At 72.4% G+C, this 19798-nt stretch carries 16 protein-coding genes and 1 tRNA gene; 10 read left to right on the top strand and 7 right to left on the bottom strand.

Annotated features, from left to right (window positions below; all coding sequences use genetic code 11):
* Nucleotides 1-4 precede the first annotated feature (4 nt).
* Both ACWGH1_RS17185 and ACWGH1_RS17180 read left to right on the top strand, forming a co-directional pair.
* Nucleotides 5-2347: a hypothetical protein gene (locus tag ACWGH1_RS17185; RefSeq protein ID WP_453353866.1), complete on the top strand. Its 2343-nt coding sequence runs from the start codon at nucleotides 5-7 to the stop codon at nucleotides 2345-2347.
* 44 nt (nucleotides 2348-2391) lie between these two features.
* Nucleotides 2392-3033 (top strand): hypothetical protein, encoded by a 642-nt coding sequence (locus tag ACWGH1_RS17180; RefSeq protein WP_453408784.1) that lies wholly within the window; start codon nucleotides 2392-2394, stop codon nucleotides 3031-3033.
* 58 nt (nucleotides 3034-3091) lie between these two features.
* On the opposite strand, the gene ACWGH1_RS17175 is transcribed toward ACWGH1_RS17180, so the two are convergent.
* Nucleotides 3092-3163: transfer RNA gene (locus ACWGH1_RS17175), tRNA-Cys, on the bottom strand.
* Nucleotides 3164-3342: 179 nt separating this feature from the next.
* On the opposite strand from ACWGH1_RS17175, the gene ACWGH1_RS17170 reads away from it, so the two are divergent.
* Complete coding sequence (locus tag ACWGH1_RS17170) at nucleotides 3343-4866, top strand: MFS transporter (RefSeq protein WP_453353786.1); 1524 nt, start codon at nucleotides 3343-3345, stop codon at nucleotides 4864-4866.
* A gap of 143 nt (nucleotides 4867-5009) precedes the next feature.
* On the top strand, nucleotides 5010-6794 hold the full coding sequence (locus tag ACWGH1_RS17165) for a DEAD/DEAH box helicase (RefSeq protein ID WP_453353787.1): 1785 nt from the start codon (nucleotides 5010-5012) through the stop codon (nucleotides 6792-6794).
* Between the two features lie 139 nt (nucleotides 6795-6933).
* On the opposite strand, the gene ACWGH1_RS17160 is transcribed toward ACWGH1_RS17165, so the two are convergent.
* Nucleotides 6934-7917: a hypothetical protein gene (locus ACWGH1_RS17160; RefSeq protein ID WP_453353788.1), complete on the bottom strand. Its 984-nt coding sequence runs from the start codon at nucleotides 7915-7917 to the stop codon at nucleotides 6934-6936.
* Nucleotides 7918-8283: 366 nt separating this feature from the next.
* On the opposite strand from ACWGH1_RS17160, the gene ACWGH1_RS17155 reads away from it, so the two are divergent.
* Together ACWGH1_RS17155 and ACWGH1_RS17150 are read left to right on the top strand one after the other, a co-directional pair.
* Nucleotides 8284-8925 (top strand): IclR family transcriptional regulator, encoded by a 642-nt coding sequence (locus ACWGH1_RS17155; protein ID WP_453353789.1) that lies wholly within the window; start codon nucleotides 8284-8286, stop codon nucleotides 8923-8925.
* 167 nt (nucleotides 8926-9092) lie between these two features.
* Nucleotides 9093-9890 carry a S16 family serine protease gene (locus ACWGH1_RS17150; protein ID WP_453353790.1) on the top strand — a complete coding sequence of 266 codons (798 nt, stop codon included), beginning with the start codon at nucleotides 9093-9095 and terminating at the stop codon, nucleotides 9888-9890.
* Here the strand turns inward: ACWGH1_RS17150 and ACWGH1_RS17145 are convergent.
* The 3 genes from ACWGH1_RS17145 to ACWGH1_RS17135 form a co-directional block, all read right to left on the bottom strand.
* Nucleotides 9820-11136 carry an MFS transporter gene (locus ACWGH1_RS17145; protein ID WP_453353791.1) on the bottom strand — a complete coding sequence of 439 codons (1317 nt, stop codon included), beginning with the start codon at nucleotides 11134-11136 and terminating at the stop codon, nucleotides 9820-9822. The two genes, ACWGH1_RS17150 and ACWGH1_RS17145, sit on opposite strands and share 71 nt — an antisense overlap.
* A complete protein-coding gene (locus ACWGH1_RS17140; protein WP_453353792.1) occupies nucleotides 11133-11774 on the bottom strand; it encodes an ArsR/SmtB family transcription factor in 642 nt (213 codons plus the stop codon). The genes ACWGH1_RS17145 and ACWGH1_RS17140 overlap by 4 nt, the downstream gene beginning before the upstream one ends.
* A gap of 66 nt (nucleotides 11775-11840) precedes the next feature.
* The gene (locus tag ACWGH1_RS17135; protein ID WP_190182800.1) at nucleotides 11841-12311 is read right to left on the bottom strand and encodes an Lrp/AsnC family transcriptional regulator; all 471 of its coding nucleotides are present in this window, start codon (nucleotides 12309-12311) and stop codon (nucleotides 11841-11843) included.
* Between the two features lie 133 nt (nucleotides 12312-12444).
* Between ACWGH1_RS17135 and hppD the strand changes: the two genes are divergently transcribed.
* Nucleotides 12445-13599 carry a 4-hydroxyphenylpyruvate dioxygenase gene (gene hppD / locus ACWGH1_RS17130; RefSeq protein WP_136214419.1) on the top strand — a complete coding sequence of 385 codons (1155 nt, stop codon included), beginning with the start codon at nucleotides 12445-12447 and terminating at the stop codon, nucleotides 13597-13599.
* Between the two features lie 196 nt (nucleotides 13600-13795).
* On the opposite strand, the gene ACWGH1_RS17125 is transcribed toward hppD, so the two are convergent.
* A complete protein-coding gene (locus ACWGH1_RS17125; RefSeq protein WP_453408783.1) occupies nucleotides 13796-15340 on the bottom strand; it encodes a tetratricopeptide repeat protein in 1545 nt (514 codons plus the stop codon).
* A 96-nt stretch (nucleotides 15341-15436) separates the two neighbouring features.
* Here ACWGH1_RS17125 and ACWGH1_RS17120 point away from each other — a divergent pair, with 96 nt between their 5' ends.
* Nucleotides 15437-16858, top strand: a complete 1422-nt coding sequence (locus ACWGH1_RS17120) for an FAD-binding oxidoreductase (RefSeq protein ID WP_453356505.1) — start codon at nucleotides 15437-15439, stop codon at nucleotides 16856-16858.
* A 54-nt stretch (nucleotides 16859-16912) separates the two neighbouring features.
* Here ACWGH1_RS17120 and ACWGH1_RS17115 read toward each other — a convergent pair whose 3' ends face one another.
* The gene (locus ACWGH1_RS17115) at nucleotides 16913-17392 is read right to left on the bottom strand and encodes an SsgA family sporulation/cell division regulator (RefSeq protein ID WP_453356504.1); all 480 of its coding nucleotides are present in this window, start codon (nucleotides 17390-17392) and stop codon (nucleotides 16913-16915) included.
* 272 nt (nucleotides 17393-17664) lie between these two features.
* Here ACWGH1_RS17115 and ACWGH1_RS17110 point away from each other — a divergent pair, with 272 nt between their 5' ends.
* Together ACWGH1_RS17110 and ACWGH1_RS17105 are read left to right on the top strand one after the other, a co-directional pair.
* Nucleotides 17665-18972, top strand: coding sequence for an RDD family protein (locus tag ACWGH1_RS17110; RefSeq protein WP_453408782.1), 1308 nt, complete (start codon nucleotides 17665-17667; stop codon nucleotides 18970-18972).
* An 89-nt stretch (nucleotides 18973-19061) separates the two neighbouring features.
* Nucleotides 19062-19787, top strand: coding sequence for an RDD family protein (locus ACWGH1_RS17105; protein ID WP_453408781.1), 726 nt, complete (start codon nucleotides 19062-19064; stop codon nucleotides 19785-19787).
* Nucleotides 19788-19798: the final 11 nt, after the last annotated feature.

Raw genomic sequence — 19798 nt, 5'->3', positions numbered from 1 at the left:
ACACGTGTTGTCGTACGAGAACGTCCTGAACGCCCCCGTCGACCGGCTCGCGACCGCGATCGCCGACTGGGCGGCCTTGGTCACCAAGCTGGAGGAGCTCGCCGAGGCGGCCCGCAACGGCATGAAGGCCAAGGCCGACAAAGCCGAATGGCACGGGGTCACCGCGAGCGTGGGGCGGACGTTCGTCGACAAGACGGCCAAGGAGTTCGAGGACGCCGCGAAGGAGGCCAAGGGCATCCACCAGGCCCTCAGCCAAGGGCATGCCACCTTCAAGTCCTCCCGCGAACAGTTGAAGAAGATCGCCGACGAAGAAGCCCCTGCCGCCGGCTTCCAGGTGGACGGCAAGGGCAAGGTGACACCGGTCCCGCTGACCGACGCCGAACGGGCCGCGGCCCGCCACGACCCCGATTACCAGCAGTCGATCCGCGACAACCTGCCCCTGTGGCAGGGGAAGATCGACGCGATCATCGACACCTGTGACGACGTCGACCAGTCACTGGCCCGCCTGCTCAACGCGAACGTGGCCGAGGACCACAACTTCGGCGCTCCCAAGTACGCCGACCTCACCGCCGAACAGGCCGGCCACGCCATCGACCTGGCACACAAGGGCCGGACCCTCACCCACGCCGAGCTGACGGAACTGAACGAGCTGCTGGCGGACAACGCCAAGAAGGCCGAGTTCTCCACCGCCTTCTACGGTGCGCTCGGCCCCAAGGGTGCGCTGGAGTTCTACGGACAGCTGTCCACCGACACCTTCGACTACGCGAAGCAGGACCCGCAGCGGCTCAAGGACGTCCAGCAGCTACAGCAGAACCTCGGCCTGAACCTCGCGACGGCCACCCGGTCCACGTCCCAGCCCCGCCTGCCCGACAGCTTCGCGCTGGAGTTGCGCAAGCTCGGCACCGAGCGGATCCCACTGGCGAGGTACGACCAGAACCCGCCCTTCGGCTACCAGCTGCTCGGCGGCATCATGCGGTACGGGAACTACGACCCCAAGTTCCTGCTGCCGATCGCGGAGCACGCGACGCAGATCCACGCCAAGGATCCCGACTTCTTCAACCAGTCGCGGCAGCTCAACGGCTACGGCAAGAACCTGCTCAACCCGTCCGGCATCAACGGCGCCGGCTACGACCCGGTGACCAGCTTCCTGGAGGCGCTGGGTCACAGCCCGGACGCCGCGGCCCAGTTCTTCGACCCGGAACGCGCACCGCACGCCTTCAACAAGGACGGCACGGAGAAGGCGGGCCACCCGGACCTGGGCACGGGTGTGGACAAGAAGCCGATCAAGAGCTACCTCGACTTCTTCGGCCACGCGAAGTACGACGCCACCATCGACATGGAGGGCTTCAACCCCGACGACCTCCCGAAGATCCAGAAGTACATGCCGGACGCCCTGGGCCACGCCCTCGAGGCCGCCACCCTCGGCCACGCCTGGGACGACCCCGCGCCCCATCTGGTCCGCACCGAGTCCGGAGCGCGCGTCATGCATGAAGTGGTGACCAAGTACGGCGGGGATGCCGAGTTACTGAAGGAACAGGAAACGATTTCCGACAGCCTGGGGCGTATGGGCGCCGGCTACATCGACGATCTCAACTACGCGCTGCGTAACAACGACACCCACAGCGTGTTCGAGCCGGGTGCGAAGGGGAACGCGGAATTCACCCAGGGAGACGCCCGGAAGTTCCTGAGCAGCCTGGGTCAGTACCCCGACTCGTATCTCACGATGTCCCGTGCTGAGTCAGTCTTCTCGGCCTCGATGCTGGAAGCCCAAGTGGGGCCGAACGGCACCATCAACCAGAGCAGTCTTGAGGAGATCGCCCGGACAGGCGGCGAGTTCCAGGGTGCCCTGGACGAATCCCGGGCGAAGCAGATCCAGCAAGACGCCGACAAATGGAACGAAGACTACGAGAGGGCCTTGGAGAAGCGGTCGGGCTGGGTCGAGTTCGGGGCGACCGGGGCGATCGCTGCTGGCGTTGCCTTCCTCCCGGCTACAGCTGCCGCAGCCGGCGCGGCAGCTGTTCTGGTGCCACTTGGGGTCGACCTAAGTACTGGTGCGCTGGAGCAGGTGGCCGGAGACCTCGTTGGCGACTGGTCTCACGACGAGGCCGAACGGCAGAAGGACCTCAACGACGGCAAGGCACATGACACGAAGGCGAGGGTGTACAGCCAAGGAGAGGCATCGGCATCCGGGCCGGTTGAACACTTCCTGGAACGGCACCCCGTGGGTCCGTCGGACCCGTTCGACGAGCGGCTCCGGCAGGCCCTTCTGACCGGGTACAACAGCGGGTGGGCAAACGAACAGCACATGGGCAATGAGCCAGTGAAGCCGAAGAAGGCGGGCGAATGACCAGGCTCTGCTCGGAGGTCCACATACTTTTGAGGTTGCTGGTCGTGAGCGTGATCGTGACCGGATGTGGTGTTGAGGAGCCGCCCCCCGGGCCGAGCGAAGTCTTCGCCGCTGAGGTCTGTTCTGAGGGGTTGCTCAACGAGGACGCCGTGCGCGCTTTGGAATTGCTGACCGGCGCTGGCACGCCGTTCAAACCGCCCAAGGACGTAGGGGACGTGGCTTGGATGGCGGGCGTACTGGAGCGGGGCTACGCGCAGAACCGTGCGTCGCCCGGCGGGGAGGTATGCAGTGCCCGTCCGGTTGACCGCACGAAGGCTCGTGATCTCTCGGTGTCGCTCGAGATCGAGCACGAACTCACACGGCTGGGTGAGCAGAGCGAAAGCGGCAAGGGTTACTACTGGGAGTACGACCTGGGCCGCAATGCTCTTGCCAGCGCGAAACAGGGCCGGCTTTTCTTCGACTGCGCGAGCGACCGGCTCGCGGGACCGGACAAGGCCGTACCGGTAAGGACGAATGTGGACACCATTGGGCCACCGGCCAACGTCGATGAACGGGCGCTGCGCGAGGCGAACCTCACCATCGTCCACTCCGCCGCGCGGGCCATGGCCAAGGAACTCGGCTGCAAGGACGGCGGCGGTCTGCCGGAGCGGCTGGTGGTGAAGGAGAAGGCCGCCCCCACCAGGTAGCGGAGCGGGCGTGACCGCGGCCCGCTCGGGGAGCCCCCCGAGCGGGCCGCCGTTGCAGAAGCCGTGACCGGAATCGAACCGGCGTAACTCGCTTTGCAGGCGAGTCCCTCAACCACTCGGGCACACGGCTGGGTGGTGGTGTTGAGACGACCGTACGAGGGGTGGCGGGGGTGGGGAAGGGGGCGGGCGCGGGTGCAATGTGATTGCCATGCGGCGTTCACAACCGGCCTGGGCGTAGGTCCCGGGGCGGAGGGCGGATCCGTCGAAATGACAGGGGCGGGACGCGGCTACGGACCTTACTCTGGGGCGATGAGCGTCCTGAAACCCCGTGTCCCCCAGACGGCCGACGCGTCTGTACCGCCCCGCTCGCAGGGTGGGGTCCTCGCGCCGCCGTACCGGACGCTGAGCATCGGGATGGTCTCCGTCGTCTTCCTGATCGCCTTCGAGGCCACCGCCGTGGGTACCGCGATGCCCGTCGCCGCCCGCGAGTTGGACGGGATCGGGCTCTACGCCTTCGCCTTCTCCGCCTACTTCACCACCAGCCTCTTCGGCATGGTGCTCGCCGGCCAGTGGGCCGACCTGCAGGGCCCGCTGCGGCCGCTCGCCGTCGGGATCGGGGGCTTCGCCGCCGGGCTGGTGGTGTCGGGGACCGCCGGTGTGATGTGGGTGTTCCTGATCGGGCGGGCGGTGCAGGGGTTCGGGGGCGGCCTGGTGATCGTCGCCCTGTACGTGGTGGTCAGCCGGGCCTACGAGGAGCGGCTGCGGCCCGCCATCATGGCGGCCTTCGCCGCGAGCTGGGTGGTGCCGTCCATCGTGGGGCCGCTGGCCGCCGGGACGGTGACCGAACGGCTCGGGTGGCGCTGGGTGTTCCTCGCGATACCCGCGCTGGTCGTCGTACCGCTGGTGGTGGCGCTGCCGGCGATACGCCGGACCGCGGGCGGGCCCGTACGGACGGCGGACGGTCCCGAGCCGTTCGACCGCCGCCGGATCCGGCTCGCGCTCGGCATCTCGGCGGGCGCGGGGCTGCTCCAGTACGCGGCCCAGGACCTGCGGTGGCTGTCGCTGCTGCCGGGCGCGGCGGGCGCGGCCCTGCTGGTGCCGGCGGCGCTGGGGCTGCTGCCGCGCGGGACCTACCGGGCGCGGCGCGGGCTGCCTTCGGTGGTGCTGCTGCGCGGGGTGGCGGCGGGGGCGTTCATCGCGGCGGAGAGCTTCGTACCGTTGATGCTGGTCACCCAGCGGGGGCTCAGCCCGACCATGGCGGGGTTCTCGCTGGCGCTCGGCGGGCTGACCTGGGCAGTCGGGTCGTGGGTGCAGTCCAAGGGGCGGATGGAGCCGTACCGGGAGCGGCTGATGACGGCCGGGATGGTGATGGTGGCGGTGGCCATCGCGACCGCGCCGGCCGTGCTGGTGCCGTGGGTGCCGGTGTGGACGCCGGCGCTGGCCTGGGGCGTGGGGTGTTTCGGCATGGGCCTCGTGATCGGGCCGACCGGCGTGCTGCTGATGAAGCTGTCCCCGCCGCAGGAGGCCGGGGCCAACTCCGCCGCGCTGCAGATCTCGGACGCGCTGGCGAACGTGGTGCTGCTGGCGGCGGGCGGGGCGGCGTTCGCCGCGCTGGGCGGCGGAGCGGTGGGGGCGGGGCACGGTTCCGCGGAGGGGGCGACGGCCTCACATCCCGCGGCCTTCGTGGCCGTCTTCCTGCCGATGGCCGCGGTGGCACTGGTGGGCGCCTGGGTCGCGACCCGGCTGGACCCGGACCCGGACCCGGATTCGGAGCCGGAGCCGGACCCGGACCGGGGCCCGGAGCCGGACCCGGCCGCCGCCCCGGCCGCCTGACGCCCTCGTCGCCGCCGGACGCGTGTGACGCTCGCCGCACCCGCCGAGGTCGTGGGCCTGTCCCCCCGCGGGGGGTGCGTGCGCACCGGTAGGGTGGCCCGGTTGTCCTACGTACGACTGCCGAGAGCGACGAACCGGAGACCGTGACTACTACCGCCTCCCACCACCTCTCACCCGCCTTCCCCGGCCGCGCGCCGTGGGGTACCGCCAGCAAGCTGCGTGCCTGGCAGGAGAGTGCGCTGGGCCGATACCTGGAGACGCAGCCGCGCGACTTCCTCGCCGTGGCGACCCCCGGCGCCGGCAAGACGACCTTCGCGCTGACGCTCGCCTCCTGGCTGCTGCACCACCACGTCGTCCAGCAGGTGACCGTCGTCGCGCCGACCGAGCACCTCAAGAAGCAGTGGGCCGAGGCCGCCGCCCGGATAGGCATCCGGCTCGACCCGGAGTACTCGGCCGGGCCGCTGAGCAAGGACTACCACGGCGTCGCCGTCACCTACGCCGGCGTGGGCGTGCGCCCGATGCTGCACCGCAACCGGTGCGAGCAGCGCAAGACCCTCGTGATCCTGGACGAGATCCACCACGCGGGCGACTCCAAGTCCTGGGGCGAGGCCTGCCTGGAGGCGTTCGACCCGGCCACCCGCCGGCTCGCGCTGACCGGTACGCCCTTCCGGTCGGACACCAACCCGATCCCCTTCGTGACGTACGAGGAGGGCAACGACGGCATCCGGCGCTCGTCGGCCGACTACACCTACGGCTACGGCAACGCCCTCGGCGACGGCGTCGTCCGGCCGGTGATCTTCCTCTCCTACAGCGGCAACATGCGCTGGCGCACCAAGGCGGGCGACGAGATCGCCGCCCGCCTCGGCGAGCCGATGACCAAGGACGCCATCTCGCAGGCCTGGCGCACCGCGCTGGATCCGCGCGGCGACTGGATGCCGAACGTGCTGCGCGCCGCCGACCAGCGGCTGACGGAGGTGCGCAAGGGCATCCCGGACGCGGGCGGTCTCGTCATCGCCTCCGACCAGGACTCGGCGCGCGCGTACGCCAAGCTGATCCGGGAGATCACCGGGACCAAGGCGACCGTCGTACTGTCCGACGACACGGGCGCCTCGAAGCGGATCGACGACTTCAGCGCGAGTGACGACCGCTGGATGGTCGCGGTCCGGATGGTGTCGGAAGGCGTCGACGTGCCGCGCCTGGCGGTGGGGGTTTATGCCACCACCATTTCCACGCCGCTGTTCTTCGCGCAGGCCGTCGGGCGTTTCGTACGTTCGCGCAGGCGCGGCGAGACCGCTTCTGTGTTCCTTCCGACGATTCCGTACCTGCTCGGATTCGCCAATGAGATGGAAGTCGAACGGGACCACGTTCTCGACAAACCGAAGAAACAGGGTGAGGAAGACCCTTATGCCGAGTCCGAGAAGGAAATGGACGAGGCGAACAAGCTGGAGGACGAGGACACCGGCGAGGACGAGCAGATGTCCTTCGAGGCGCTGGAGTCCGACGCCGTCTTCGACCGGGTCCTCTACGACGGCGCCGAATTCGGCATGCAGGCGCACCCGGGCAGCGAGGAGGAGCAGGACTACCTCGGCATCCCCGGACTGCTGGAGCCCGACCAGGTGCAGATGCTGCTCCAGAAGCGGCAGTCGCGGCAGATCGCGCACAGCCGGCGCAAGCCGGACACCGAGGCGGACCTGCTGGAACTGCCGGCCGACCGGCGGCCCGTGGTTTCGCACAAGGAGCTGCTGGAGCTGCGCAAGTCGTTGAACACGATGGTCGGCGCGTACGTCCACCAGAGCGGCAAGCCGCACGGGGTGATCCACACGGAGCTGCGCCGCGTGTGCGGCGGCCCGCCGAGCGCGGAGGCGACGGCGGGACAGCTGCGCGAGCGCATCAAGAAGGTCCAGGAGTGGGCCACCCGCATGCGGTGAGTCGTTGCCGTCCCGGCGGCGTCCCCGCGGCGTCCCCGCGGGTCGTCCCGGGCCGTCCCCGAACGCGGAACGGGGCCCGCCCGCCCATGCGCGCGGGCCGTCCCCATGTGGTGCCCGGCTGCTCGCCTTCGCCCGCCGCTTACGCGGTGGTGCGGCGCCGACGGCCGGTGCCGGCGACCAGGGCGGCGCCCATCGCGAGGGCCACACCACCGGCGCCGAGGGCCCAGGTGGTGGCCGCGTCGGTGCCGGTCTCGGCGAGCCGGCCGCCGGTCTGGCCGTTGCCGGTGGTGCCAGTGTTGCCGGTGGTGCCCGCGCCACCGCTGTGCGTGCTGTCGTCCCCGATCGGCGTGGTGTTGCTGCCGCCGTTCGGCTTCGGCACGTTGCCGTTGTCGTGGCCGCCACCGTTGCCGGTGCCGCCCTTGACGATCTTCGCTTCGGTCCAGACGGTGTCCGAGAAGACGCCATCGTCCGCGTTGCTGCCGCCGGCGGCGGCGATGGCGATGTCGCCCGCCGGGGCGCCCGCGCCGAACTTGACGCGGACCTCGAGGCCGAAGGCGCCCTTCGGGATGTTCAGGTCGTCCGTCAGCAGGGCGACGAGCACGCCGCCCTCGTCCTCGATCGCGACATCGTGCCACTGACCCGCGAAGCGGACCTGCACCCGGGCGTCGCCGGCCTCCAGCGCCGCGCGCTGGTGGGCGACGGCCAGGACGAGGACGTAGCTCTCCTGGGCCTTGCCCTGGGAGTTGTCCACGGCGAGGGTGAAGTCCGTCCACTCGCCGCCGGCCTTGAAGGTGCCCGGGACACCGTTCAGGCCGAGCTCGGGGCCGGTGCCGTGCTCGAAGAAGTCGCCGTCGCCCATGTCCGGCTGCTCCGGCCCGGGCAGGGTGACCGGAGCCGGGGTCTGGGCCGTCGGGGCCGGCGTCTGCGCCGCCGGGGTCTCCTTGGCGGGGGGCTTCGTCACCGGAGCCGGGGTCCCGGCCGCGGCGGAGTCGTCCTTCGGGGCCGCGTCGGGCGTCGTGACCGCCGGGTTCTCGACCTCGTCCGCCATCGCGGGCGTGGCCATGAGCACCGTCGGACCGACCACGGCGGCAGCGGCGACGACGGCCATGCGCTTGAGCTTCATTAGTTGCTTTTCCCCTCCGCGTGCTCCCGGCGATGTGCCCGGCCACCCCCAGCGTCCTTTTAGCGTGATCAGCCTAGGGTCGGGGTAACGCCACATTGCGGCAATGAACATTACGAATTGACACACGGGGAAGAAAAAATCGGAACAAACCGGCGGTAGGCGCCCGGATTCTGGACGAGGCCTTCCGCTGAGCGGACCTGCTCGCTACTGTCCCCGCATCGAACGCCCCGTGGCAGCGCCGCCGCGGGAGCGCAGCCGGAGCCATGCCATGGCCGCAACCGGCGGCCTCTCCGTGCGTCGCCGAGGGACCGGCTGCGCTCCACCCCGCGAGAGTCACCGCCGCCCAGTGAAAGAGGGAGAGGCGTCGTGACTGCGGAAACCTCCCAGACCCTCGACCGAGGGCTCAGAGTTCTCAAGCTGCTCGCCGACACCGACCACGGTCTGACCGTCACCGAGCTCTCCAACCGACTCGGTGTCAACCGCACCGTCGTCTACCGTCTGCTCGCCACGCTCGAACAGCACGCCCTGGTCCGCCGCGACCTCGGCGGCCGGGCCCGGGTCGGGCTCGGTGTGCTCAGGCTGGGGCGACAGGTCCACCCGCTCGTCCGCGAGGCGGCCCTGCCCGCGCTGCGCTCCCTCGCCGAGGACATCGGGGCGACCGCGCACCTGACCCTCGTCGACGGCACCGAGGCGCTCGCGGTGGCCGTCGTGGAGCCGACCTGGACCGACTACCACGTGGCCTACCGGGCAGGCTTCCGCCACCCGCTGGACCGCGGGGCCGCGGGCCGGGCCATCCTGGCCGCCCGTCAGGGGGCGCTCATCGAGCCCGGCTACACCCTGACCCACGGAGAGCTCGAAGCGGGCGCCAGCGGTGCCGCCGCACCCCTCGTCGGCGTCACCGGGCTGGAGGGCAGCGTCGGCGTCGTCATGCTGGCCGACGCGGTGCCCGAGCGGGTCGGCCCGCGCGTGGTCGACGCGGCCCGCGAGGTCGCCGACGCCCTGCGCTGACGCCTCGCGCCGAGGTCCGGCTCCGACGCCCTGCGCTGACACCTGCCCGCCGAGGTCCCGCGCCGGCGTCCTGCGCTACGGCCGCGCCCTCCGCGTCCCGGTCCGCCGGGGCGCGGGCCGCGGCGTGCGCACGCCGGCGCTCCGCGGCGGCCCGATAGATTGACCGCGTGCTCTCTCGCCTCACACGTCTGCCGCGTCCCGCTGCCCTGGCCGTCTGCGCCGTGCCCGTCCTCGGGCTGTTCGCCGCGGCGGCCTTCGCGCCGCTGCCCTTCGTGATCGCCCAGCCGGGGCTCACCGCCGACGTGCTCGGCGCCCGCGACGGCAAGCCGGTCATCGCCGTCACCGGCGCCCCCACCCGCGAGACCAAGGGCCAGCTGCGGATGACGACCATCCAGGCCACCGGCCCCTCCTCGACGGTGCGGCTGCCCGAACTCGTCGCCCGCTGGTTCGACGGCACCCGGGCCGTCATGCCCCGCGAGTCCGTCTACCCGACGGGCGGAAGCGACAAGGAGATCGAGGCGCACAACCTGGAGGAAATGGCCAAGTCCCAGTCGACCGCCTCCGAGGCCGCCCTCGGCTTTCTGCACAAAGACCCCAAGGCGGTGAAGGCCGACCTCAACCTCGCCGACGTCGGCGGTCCCAGCGCAGGCCTGCTGTTCTCCCTCGGCATCGTCGACAAGCTCGACGGCGACGGCAGCGGCGGTGACCTCACCGGCGGCCGGGTGGTCGCCGGTACGGGAACCATCACCGCCGGGGGCGAGGTCGGCGCGGTCGGCGGCGTCGCACTCAAGACGCAGGCCGCCAAGCGGGACGGGGCGAGCGTGTTCCTCGTCCCCAAGGCCGAATGCTCCGACGCCGGCTCCGAGCTCCCCGAGGGACTGCAGCTGATCCCCGTCACCTCTCTGACGGATGCGGTGAACGCCCTTCGCGCGCTGAACCGGGGGCAGCCGGTTCCGTCCTGCTGACCGGCGCGGACGCACCGGCCGCCGCCGCCCGGCGGTCCATGCCGCGCCAGGCCGGGAAGACCAGGGGGCTCAGCGTCGCCAGCAAGTAGACGCCGCCGAAGGCGAGCAGCGCCGGGGCGGCGCCGAAGCCGTCGACCAGCAGGCCCGCGGCGAGGCCGCCCAGCGGCATGGTCAGCTCGCAGCCCGCCGTGGTCACCCCGGCGACCCGGCTGCGCAGCGCGTCCGGCACGTGCTCGTAGACCAGTGTGGACAGGATCGGGTTGAGCACGCCCGCGCCCAGCCCGGAGAGCGCCATGGTCACCGAGAGCGGCAGCGAAGTGTCGGTGACGGCGGCCACCACGTACCGGGGTGCCCCGCACAGCAGGAACGCCACCGTGAACACCGCCCGGCGGTCCAGCCGCTCGCCCCACGCTCCGTACAGCAGGGCGCCGAGCAGCGCGGAGCCGCCGAAGAGGGAGACCATCAGGCCGAGCGCGGAGGGGCCGCCGAGGGCCTCGCGGCCGTGCACCGGCAGCAGCACCGAAGACCAGCCCTGATCCAGGCCGTTGGTCGTCATCACCATCACCGTGATGCCCAGCAGCAGCCTCGAACGGGCCACGAAGGCCCAGCCCTCCGCCAGGTCGGCCCGGTAGCCGGCGAACGAGACCTTCCCGGCGGCCCGCTGCGGTTCGGCCGCCGGGACGCCCCGCAGGAAGGCGGTGACCAGCAGCGCCGACGCGGCGTAGCTGGCGGCGTCCACCAGCAGGACGGATTCGGTCCCGAAGGCGGCGATCAGCACTCCGGCCAGGGCCGCCCCGATCATGCGGGCCCCGCGGGAGACGGCGTCGTAGAAGCCGGCCGCCCGGGCGAGGGGGGTGCCGGCGTGCTCGGCCAGGTCCGGGAGCAGCACGCCGCGGGCGGTCAGGCCCGGAGTGTGCACGAGGCCGCTCAGGGCCATCAGCGCGCACAGCATCCAGAACTCCAGCACCCCCGCGTAGTGCAGCAACGGGATCGCGCCGACCGCCAGCGCACAGATCAGGTCGGAGACGGCGGAGACCCGGCGGCGCCCGATCCGGTCGATGACGGGACCGCCGACGAGGGCGGCCACGACCACCGGCAGGGTGGCGCAGAAGGCGACGACGCCGGCCCGGCCGGCGCTGCCCGTGGTCTGGAGCACGAACCACGGAACGCCGATGACGGTGAGCGAACTGCCCGCTATGGAGATGGTGTTGGCGGTGAGCACCGCCGCTAAGGGTCGCCTGCTCATGACGTGCTCCGGGGGGTGTCGGCGCCGTTGCGGGGGAAGGCGTGCGTGTGGACGCGGACCGGCAGCCGGCCTTCCGCGGGCGGCAGGTCGCGGAAGCCGTTGACCAGGTCGTGCATCCGGCGGATCAGCTCGCGGCTCTCCTCGGCGGTCAGGTGCAGCGTGAAGTCGCTGAGGTCGGAGCCGTGCCGCCACTCGGCGGACCAGGCGTGGGCGTTGCCGAGCCAGGTGCTCAGCTCCTGCGTGTGGATCGTCGCGACCTCGTGCAGGAAGAAGTCCGCCGCGCCGCGGGTGGCCGGGTCGTCGTCGTAGAGCAGGCCCTCGTCGAACCGCATGCCGTCGTGCGAGGCCTTCCACCACCGCTCGCGGCCCTTGCCGTGCTCGGGCGCGTCCTCGACGAAGCCGTATGCGGCGAGCTGGCGCAGGTGGTAGCTGGTGGAACCGCTGGACTCCCCGAGCCGTTCGGCCAGTTGGGAGGCGGTGGCGGGCCCGTCGTGGCGCAGTGCGGCCAGCATGCGCATGCGCAGCGGGTGGGCGATCCCGCGCAGCGAGCGGGCGTCGAGGGTGCGGACCAGGGGCTGCGGCCGGGGCTGGGACGCGAACCGGGGCTGGGGCTGCGGGACTTCCGGGGTCTCGGGCACGGGCCTACCGTAGAGTTGCAAAGGTTCCTATGCAAGGGTTTCTTTGCAACTGGCGCGTCCCCGGGGTCAGTCGTCCGCGGCCGCCTGCTCCACCAGCGGGATGATCCGAAGCGGGACCGGGTTCTCCATGACGATCGCCGTCGACGCCCGCACGATCCCCCCGAAGCCGACCACCCGGTCGATCACCCGCTGCAGATCCGCGTTGGAGCGGGCCACCAGCCGGCACAGCATGTCCCCGTGACCGGTCGTCGTGTGCAGCTCCAGCACCTCCGGCACCCCGTCCAGGTGGGCCCGTACGTCGGCCCCCTGGCCCTGCTTGATCTCCAGCGTGGCGAACGCGGTCACCGGGTACCCCAGTGCGGCCGGATCGACCTGCGGGCCGAAACCGCGGATGACCCCGTTGGACTGGAGCCGGTCCAGGCGCGCCTGGACCGTCCCGCGGGCCACGCCGAGCCGCCGGGACGCCTCCAGCACCCCGATCCGGGGCTCGCGGGCCAGCAGCACGATCAGGCGCCCGTCCAGTTCGTCGATTCCCATGACTGCCTCCGGACCGCTCGGCGGGTGGTCATACTGCACAGATCCTTCAGTCATCCTGCGGCTGTGCTGGTCATTCTGTACAGCGGAAATGGAAACTATTGCGCAGCTTGTGGATCGGCGGGAATCTGCGCTCATGACTGAGTCTTTGGCGAACCTCGAAACCACCCCGGCCACCGCACGTGAGGCAGACCCCTTCCCGGTGAAGGGCATGGACGCGGTCGTCTTCGCCGTGGGCAACGCCAAGCAGGCCGCGCACTACTACTCCACCGCGTTCGGCATGAAGCTCGTCGCCTACTCCGGACCGGAGAACGGCGTCCGCGAGACGGCCAGCTACGTCCTGACCAACGGCTCCGCCCGCTTCGTCCTGACCTCCGTCATCAAGGCGGCCACGGACCACGGCCGGTTCCTCGCCGAGCACGTCGCCGAGCACGGCGACGGCGTGATCGACCTCGCGATCGAGGTCCCGGACGCCCGGGCGGCGTACGCGTACGCCGTCGAGCACGGCGCGCGCGGCCTGGACGAGCCGTACGAGGTCAAGGACGAGCACGGCACGGTCGTGCTCGCCGCAATCGCGACGTACGGCCAGACCCGCCACACGCTGGTGGAGCGCAAGGAGTACTCCGGCCCCTACCTGCCGGGCTTCGTCGCCGTCGACCCGATGGTCGAGCCGCCGGCCAAGCGGACCTTCCAGGCGATCGACCACTGCGTGGGCAACGTCGAGCTCGGCCGGATGAACGAGTGGGTGGCGTTCTACAACAAGGTCATGGGCTTCACGAACATGAAGGAGTTCGTGGGCGACGACATCGCGACCGAGTACTCGGCGCTGATGTCGAAGGTGGTCGCGGACGGCACCCTCAAGGTGAAGTTCCCGATCAACGAGCCGGCGATCGCGAAGAAGAAGTCGCAGATCGACGAGTACCTGGAGTTCTACGGCGGCGCGGGCGTCCAGCACATCGCGCTGGCGTCGAACGACATCGTGGCGACGGTGCGGTCGATGCGGGCGGCGGGCGTGCAGTTCCTGGACACCCCGGACTCGTACTACGACACGCTGGGCGAGTGGGCCGGCGAGACGCGGGTGCCGGTGGAGACGCTGCGCGAGCTGAAGATCCTCGTCGACCGCGACGAGGACGGGTACCTGCTGCAGATCTTCACGAAGCCGGTGCAGGACCGGCCGACGGTGTTCTTCGAGATCATCGAGCGGCACGGGTCCATGGGGTTCGGGAAGGGCAACTTCAAGGCGCTGTTCGAGGCGATCGAGCGGGAGCAGGAGAAGCGGGGCAACCTGTAGGTTGCGCCGACGTGCCGGGCCGCGGCCCCGCCGGGTCCCTGCGGGGGCTCGGCGGGGCCGTTCGCCGGTGCGGCGCCGTCGCGCGGAGCGGCCCCGGCTGCGCCGGGCTTCCGGGGCTCCGCCCCGCGCCCCGCGCCTCAAGCGCCGGCGGGGCTGGATGTGGCCGGCCGGGCTGCTCCGCCCCGCGCCCCGCGCCTCAAGCGCCGGCGGGGCTGGGGGTGGCGGCGGGGCTGGAGGTGTCGGCGGGGGCGGGCTTGGCCGGCGGGGTGGGCTGGGGTTTGGGTTTGGGGGTGGCCTTGGGGAGGTCCGGAGCCACCCAGGGGGTGGTCGGCTGCATGTTCTCCGGGCCGCCCGGTGGGGGCTGGGCCAGGGCGGCCAGGGTCTCCTTCGCCAGCGGGCCCCGCAGCGGCGAGAAGCCCGGGTTCGTCCGCAGGGCCTCCTGCAAGTGCCGTCGCGACCCCGCCTCGTCGCCCAGGCCGCGCTCGATCATCGCCCGGTGGAAGGAGAACTCCGCGCTCCGCAGCCCCGGTTCCGTCGCCTTCTTCGCGTACTCCAGCGCCATCGCGTCGTCGCCCGTCTTGTGCAGCGCCCACCCCAGCGCGTCCGCGACCTCCATGCTCTTGTGCCGCCCCCACTCCTGCGTCAGCCGCCGTACCGCCGCCTCCGGATCGCGGTGGTCGGCCTCGTACAGCCCGAGCACCACGCTCTCGTCCACCGGCTGTGCCCCCTCCTGCGCCGCCAGCGCCCCCAGCGCCTCGTACGGCACCCGTGCCTCCTCCGCCCGGCCCAGCGACTCCAGCAGCTCGCCCAGCTCCAGCTGCAACCGCGGTACGGTCGCCCGGCCCAGCGCCATCCGGTAGTCCCGTACCGCTTCCCCGCCCCGCCCCAGCGAGGCCAGCGCCCGCGCCCGGCCGCCCAGCGCCTCCGCCTGCGCCGGGTCCGTCCGCAGCGCCGCCTCGTACTGGCCCAGCGCCTCCTCCGCGTCGCCCCGCTCCCAGGACAGCTCCCCGAGCCGGAACAGCGCGTACGCCTTCTCCACCGGGGCCTTCGCCGCGCCCGCCGCGTGCTCCATCGCCATCACCGCGTCCTCGCGCCAGCCGCGGTCCCGGTACACCTGCGAGGCCTTGACGTACACCGCCAGCCCCGAGTGCAGCTCGTTCAGCTGCTCCAGCGCCTGCTGCGCGGCCTTGTAGTCGCCGAGCCCGGTGTACGCGTCCACCAGCACGGGGTACGCCGTCCAGCGCCGCGGCGCCTGCGCCCGTACCAGCTCGCCCCACTTCTTCGCCGTCCCGAAGTCGCGCCGGGCGTTGGCCAGCGCGCCCATGCCCGTCATCGCGTCGAAGTTGCCCTTCTCGGCGGGCCGCAGCTCCAGCGACCGTTTCAGCGCCCCCTCCGCCTTCGGGAACCAGTCCGCGGCGGCCGTGCGCCGGCCCTGCTCCAGGTAGGCCGAACCGAGCACCGCCCACGACGCCTCGTCGCCGGGATGTGCCGCGAGCCACTTCTCCCGGTCCGTGACCAGCGCCGTCAGGTCCACCGCCGCTGCCGGGGCGCCCAGGCCCATCGCCGACGCCGCCCGCTCACCGGGGCCGGGCGGCCGCGCGTCGTCCCCGGTCCGGGCCGGCCTGACGACCAGGGCCCCGACGATCAGGACCACCGCGACCGCGGCCGCCACGAGCGTCTTGCGGCCGGTGAACGTCACGGCCGGCTCGGCCTGCTCCGATGCGTAGTCGATACGGTCCATGGGGTCACTGTGCGTCAATATGAAGAGTACGCCGGGGTGTCCGAAGAAGGTCGCGTCCGTGTTCACACCTATGGCCCCAGCTGCCACGCTGACCCCATGGATGATGACCTCTCCACCCCACCCCGCACGGACCTGCGCGAAGCAGCGCCCCACGAGGCACTCCTCGCAGCGCTCCTCGACGGGCTGCCCGCGGAAGCGGTCCTGACCGACCCCGAGGTGACCGCCTCCTACTCCACCGACATGGCGAGCTTCTGCGCCGCCGGCACACCGGCCGCCGTCGTCCTGCCCCGGACCGTGGAACAGGTGCAGCACGTGCTGCGCACCGCGACCGCCCTGCGCGTCCCCGTGGTGCCCCAAGGCGCCCGGACGGGCCTGTCGGGGGCCGCCAACGCCTCCGAGGGCTGCATCGTGCTCTCCCTGGTGAAGATGGACCGGATCCTGGAGATCTCCGCCGTCGACCGGATCGCCGTCGTCGAACCGGGCGTGGTCAACGCCGTCCTCTCCCGCGCCGTCGCCGAACAGGGCCTGTACTACCCGCCCGACCCCTCCAGCTGGGAGCAGTGCACCATCGGCGGCAACATCGGCACCGCGTCCGGCGGTCTGTGCTGCGTCAAGTACGGCGTCACCGCCGAGTACGTCCTCGGCCTCGACGTGGTCCTCGCCGACGGGCGGCTGCTGCGCACCGGCCGGCGCACCGCCAAGGGCGTCGCCGGGTACGACGTCACCCGCCTGTTCGTCGGCTCCGAGGGCAGCCTCGGCGTCGTCGTGCGGGCCGTGCTCGGACTGCGCCCCGCGCCGCCCCGGCAGCTCGCGCTCGCCGCCGAGTTCCCCTCCGCCGCGGCCGCCTGCGCGGCGGTCTGCGCCGTCATGGAAGCCGGATTCACGCCGTCGCTGCTGGAACTGATGGACCGTACGACCGTCCGGGCGGTCAACGCCCTGGGCAAGATGGGCCTGCCCGAGAGCACCGAGGCGCTGCTGCTCGCCGCCTTCGACACCCCGCAGGCGCCCGACGACCTCGCCGCCGTCGCGCAGCTGTGCGCGGGCGCCGGGGCCACCGCCGTCGTACCGGCCGAGGACGAGGCCGAGTCGGAACTGCTGCTCCAGGCCCGGCGGATGTCGCTGACCGCGCTGGAGGCCCTGCGGCCCGCGACGATGATCGACGACGTGTGCGTCCCGCGCTCGCGGCTCGCCGAGATGCTGGACGGGACCGCCGGGATCGCCCGTACGCACGATCTGCTCATCGGGGTCTGCGCGCACGCCGGGGACGGCAACACCCACCCGGTGGTCTGCTTCGACCCGGCCGACGAGGACGAGGCGCGGCGGGCCCGCGCGTCCTTCGACGCCATCATGGCGCTCGGGCTGGAGCTGGGCGGCACCATCACCGGCGAGCACGGGGTCGGCGTCCTGAAGAAGGACTGGCTCGCCCGCGAGCTGGGACCGGTGGGGCTGGAGGTGCAGCGCAATCTGAAGCGCGCCTTCGATCCCCTGGGCCTGCTGAACCCCGGCAAGCTGTTCTGATACGGGCTCCGGGCCCGGCGAGCGGACCGCCCGCGCGTCGCCACCCGGGGGCCCTCAGAAGTCCCCGTCCGGCGACTCGTCCGAGGGCCACGGGTCCCGCAGCCACATGTCGTCCGCCGGGGTCGGGGTGAGCAGCTCCGCCAGCGCCGCGTCCAGGCCGAGCCGCTCCGCCTCCGTCCCCGGCGGTACCACGTGCAGGGTCCGCTCCAGCCACGCCGACACGCAGGCGGCGGGAGCCTCCAGCAGGGCGTCGCCGTCGGGCGAGCTGAGCGCCATGGCCAGCACGGAGCGGTTGTCGACCTTCGTGGGCCAGATCCGGACGTCTCCGTGGCCGCACGGACGGAACACCCCCTCGACCAGCAGCTCACGCGCGAAGGTCCAGTTCACCGGGGCGCTGGAGCCGGTGTGGAAGGTGATGTGCACGGCGTACGGGTCGTCGGTCAGGTAGAGCAGCCTGGCGGAGACGGGGATGCTGCGCTCGGGGGACAGGACCAGCTTGAGTTCCAGCTCGCGCTCGATGACGGGGTGGTGCATGGGGGCCTCACTTCGTTGCGGATCTCGCGTCCGGTGCGCGGGGCCGGGATCGAGCCCCACGTCCGGAGAGAGCCCCGATGTGCCGGGGTATGACGCGACTTCGCGGGGTGAAGCGGAGATTGGCCGAAATCTGTCGGATGACCGAAACCGGGCGGCTGAGGAAAGGGTTCGCTCGAAGGCTTGGATTCTCCCGTTACCGGACCTGCCGGAGGAAGGTTCTTCGCTATGGTCCTGCCCTTCACAGCCTCAAGCCACGATCGGAGTTGGGGACATTGACGGCCTCCCCTGGTGACGGCGAGCACGCGGCCCGCGAGGGCTACTACCCCGATCCCTCCATCCCCGGGTACGTCCGGTACTGGAACGGCTCGAACTGGGTTCCGGGTACGAGCAGGCCCGCCACGCCCGCGGACGGGACGGGCCCGGCCCTGCCGGACGAGACGTCCGCGACCGAGGTGCTGCCCGACCCCGACCCGGAACCCGCCCCCCGGCCCGCGCGCGGCCCCGAGCCGGTGGCCGCCGCAGTGGCCGAGGTGGCGGCCTGGCAGGCGGACCCCGCGCACCAGGCGGGCTTCGGCGGCCCGCGCGACGTACGGGTGTCCTGGGGCCACCCCGAGGAGGGCGCCGGGGCGCTGCCCGCCCGGGCGGCGCTCGCCGCGCCGCCCGGGGACCGGTACTCCGCGCAGGCCCCGGCGGAGGCGGTGGGCATCCTGTCGGCCCGCTCGCCCGTGGCGGCGGCCGCCCCCGCCGCGGCAACCGCCCCGGCCCCCGCCCCGGCGACCGCGTGGCCGGCGGCTCCCGGCGGCGGGGACGGCGGTGCGCCGTCCGGGGTCACCTCCTCCTGGCCCGCGTCGGCCGCCCGGCCCGCTCCCGCGCGGCCCCGTCCGGCGGTGACGGCGCCCAGGCCGGCCCCCGAGCCCCCACGGCCCGCGCCCGCCGCCGACCGCACCCCACCGACTTCGCCGACCCCGCCCGAAGTCCCGGCGCCGACCCCGCCCGAAGTCCCGGCGCCGACCCCGCCCGAAGTCCCGGCGCCGGCCGCCGCCCCGCTGCCCGCGCCCGCCGCCGCCCCGCTCCCCACCGCGCACGCCGTCTTCGAGCGCATGGCCGAGCGGGCCGTCCGCCCCGCGGGTCTCGTCCGCCGCGCCCTCGCCCGCCTCCTGGACTCCCTCGTACTCGGCGCCGTCGCGGCGGGTGCCGCCCGGCCCCTCGTCCCCCGGGTGACGGCCCACGTCCAGGCCAAGGTGGACGCCGCCCGGGCGATCGGGCGGCACACCACCGTCTGGCTGCTCGACGCCACCGTCACCGGCTACCTGGGCCTGGTGCTCGCCGCCGTCCTGCTCTTCGGAGTCCTCTACGAGGTCCTGCCCACCGCCCGCTGGGGCCGCACCCCGGGGAAGAAGCTGCTCGGCGTCCGGGTCCTGGCGACCGCCACCCGGCGCCCGCCCACCTTCGGGGCGGCCCTGCGGCGCTGGCTGGTGTACGCGGCCCTCGGCGTCCCGGGCAGCCTCTGGTGCCTGGTCGACCGGCCCCGCCGGCAGGCCTGGCACGACAAGGCGGCGAAGACGTACGTAGCCCGGTAGGCCCTGCGCCGCGCCCGCCCGGCCCTGTCCCACCCCCGGACGGACGCCTTCCCGTTGCGGGGTGCGCGCGCCCGGGGTCGACTCGGGCCATGAGCACCGATCAGCCGCCGCCGGACCAGCCGCCCGAGGACGACCCGTTCCGCAAGAGGCCCCAGGAGCCGACGCCCCCGTCGGGCGGTTCGCCGTACGGTCCGCCGCCCGGTGGCGGCGGCTACCCGCCGCCCCCGCCCCCGCCCCCCGGCGGGCCCGGCAGCGGGGGCTACCCGCCGCCACCGGGTCAGTACAACGGGAGCGGCGGCGCCGGAGGGCCGTACGGGATGCCGGACCCGCTCGCCGGCATGCCCCCGCTCGCGGACTTCGGCAAGCGGCTCGGCGCCCGCGTCATCGATGTGATCATCGTCGCAGTACCGCTGTTCCTGATCCAGCTGCCGTTCGGCTCGCGGCGCTACTCCGTCGACACGAGCAAGGGCGAGGACGTCACCGAGGTCATCACGAAGTCGTACAACGGCAGCGGACTGCTCTGGACGCTCATCTCGATCGTCGCGTACGTCGGCTACGACTGGTGGTTCACCAAGCGGAACGGGCAGACGGTCGGCAAGCGGGCGCTGGGCCTGCGCGTCGCGATGCTCAACGACGGCAGCGTGCCGCCGTCCGGCCCCGCGCTCAGCCGCGGCGCGGTGCTGTGGGTGCCGACCCTGATCTGCTGCTTCTGCCTGTGGCCGCTCGCGCTGATCGTCTCGATGCTGGTCGACAAGCCGTACAAGCAGGGGCTGCACGACAAGGTGGCGAAGACCGTGGTGGTCCGCACGACTTAGGGAGGTGCGGG

Source organism: Streptomyces sp. NPDC054883, from assembly GCF_053610645.1.
The sequence above is the reverse complement of the archived record's forward strand: the minus strand, read 5'-3'. Positions and strand labels throughout refer to the sequence as shown.

Coding starts and splice junctions, on each gene's coding strand:
- ACWGH1_RS17170 (WP_453353786.1), top strand. CDS start 3,343: ATGAGCGTCCTGAAACCCCGTGTCCCCCAGACGGCCGACGCGTCTGTA.
- ACWGH1_RS17160 (WP_453353788.1), bottom strand. CDS start 7,917: ATGAAGCTCAAGCGCATGGCCGTCGTCGCCGCTGCCGCCGTGGTCGGT.
- ACWGH1_RS17145 (WP_453353791.1), bottom strand. CDS start 11,136: ATGAGCAGGCGACCCTTAGCGGCGGTGCTCACCGCCAACACCATCTCC.
- ACWGH1_RS17135 (WP_190182800.1), bottom strand. CDS start 12,311: ATGGGAATCGACGAACTGGACGGGCGCCTGATCGTGCTGCTGGCCCGC.
- hppD (WP_136214419.1), top strand. CDS start 12,445: ATGACTGAGTCTTTGGCGAACCTCGAAACCACCCCGGCCACCGCACGT.
- ACWGH1_RS17125 (WP_453408783.1), bottom strand. CDS start 15,340: ATGGACCGTATCGACTACGCATCGGAGCAGGCCGAGCCGGCCGTGACG.
- ACWGH1_RS17120 (WP_453356505.1), top strand. CDS start 15,437: ATGGATGATGACCTCTCCACCCCACCCCGCACGGACCTGCGCGAAGCA.
- ACWGH1_RS17115 (WP_453356504.1), bottom strand. CDS start 17,392: ATGCACCACCCCGTCATCGAGCGCGAGCTGGAACTCAAGCTGGTCCTG.
- ACWGH1_RS17105 (WP_453408781.1), top strand. CDS start 19,062: ATGAGCACCGATCAGCCGCCGCCGGACCAGCCGCCCGAGGACGACCCG.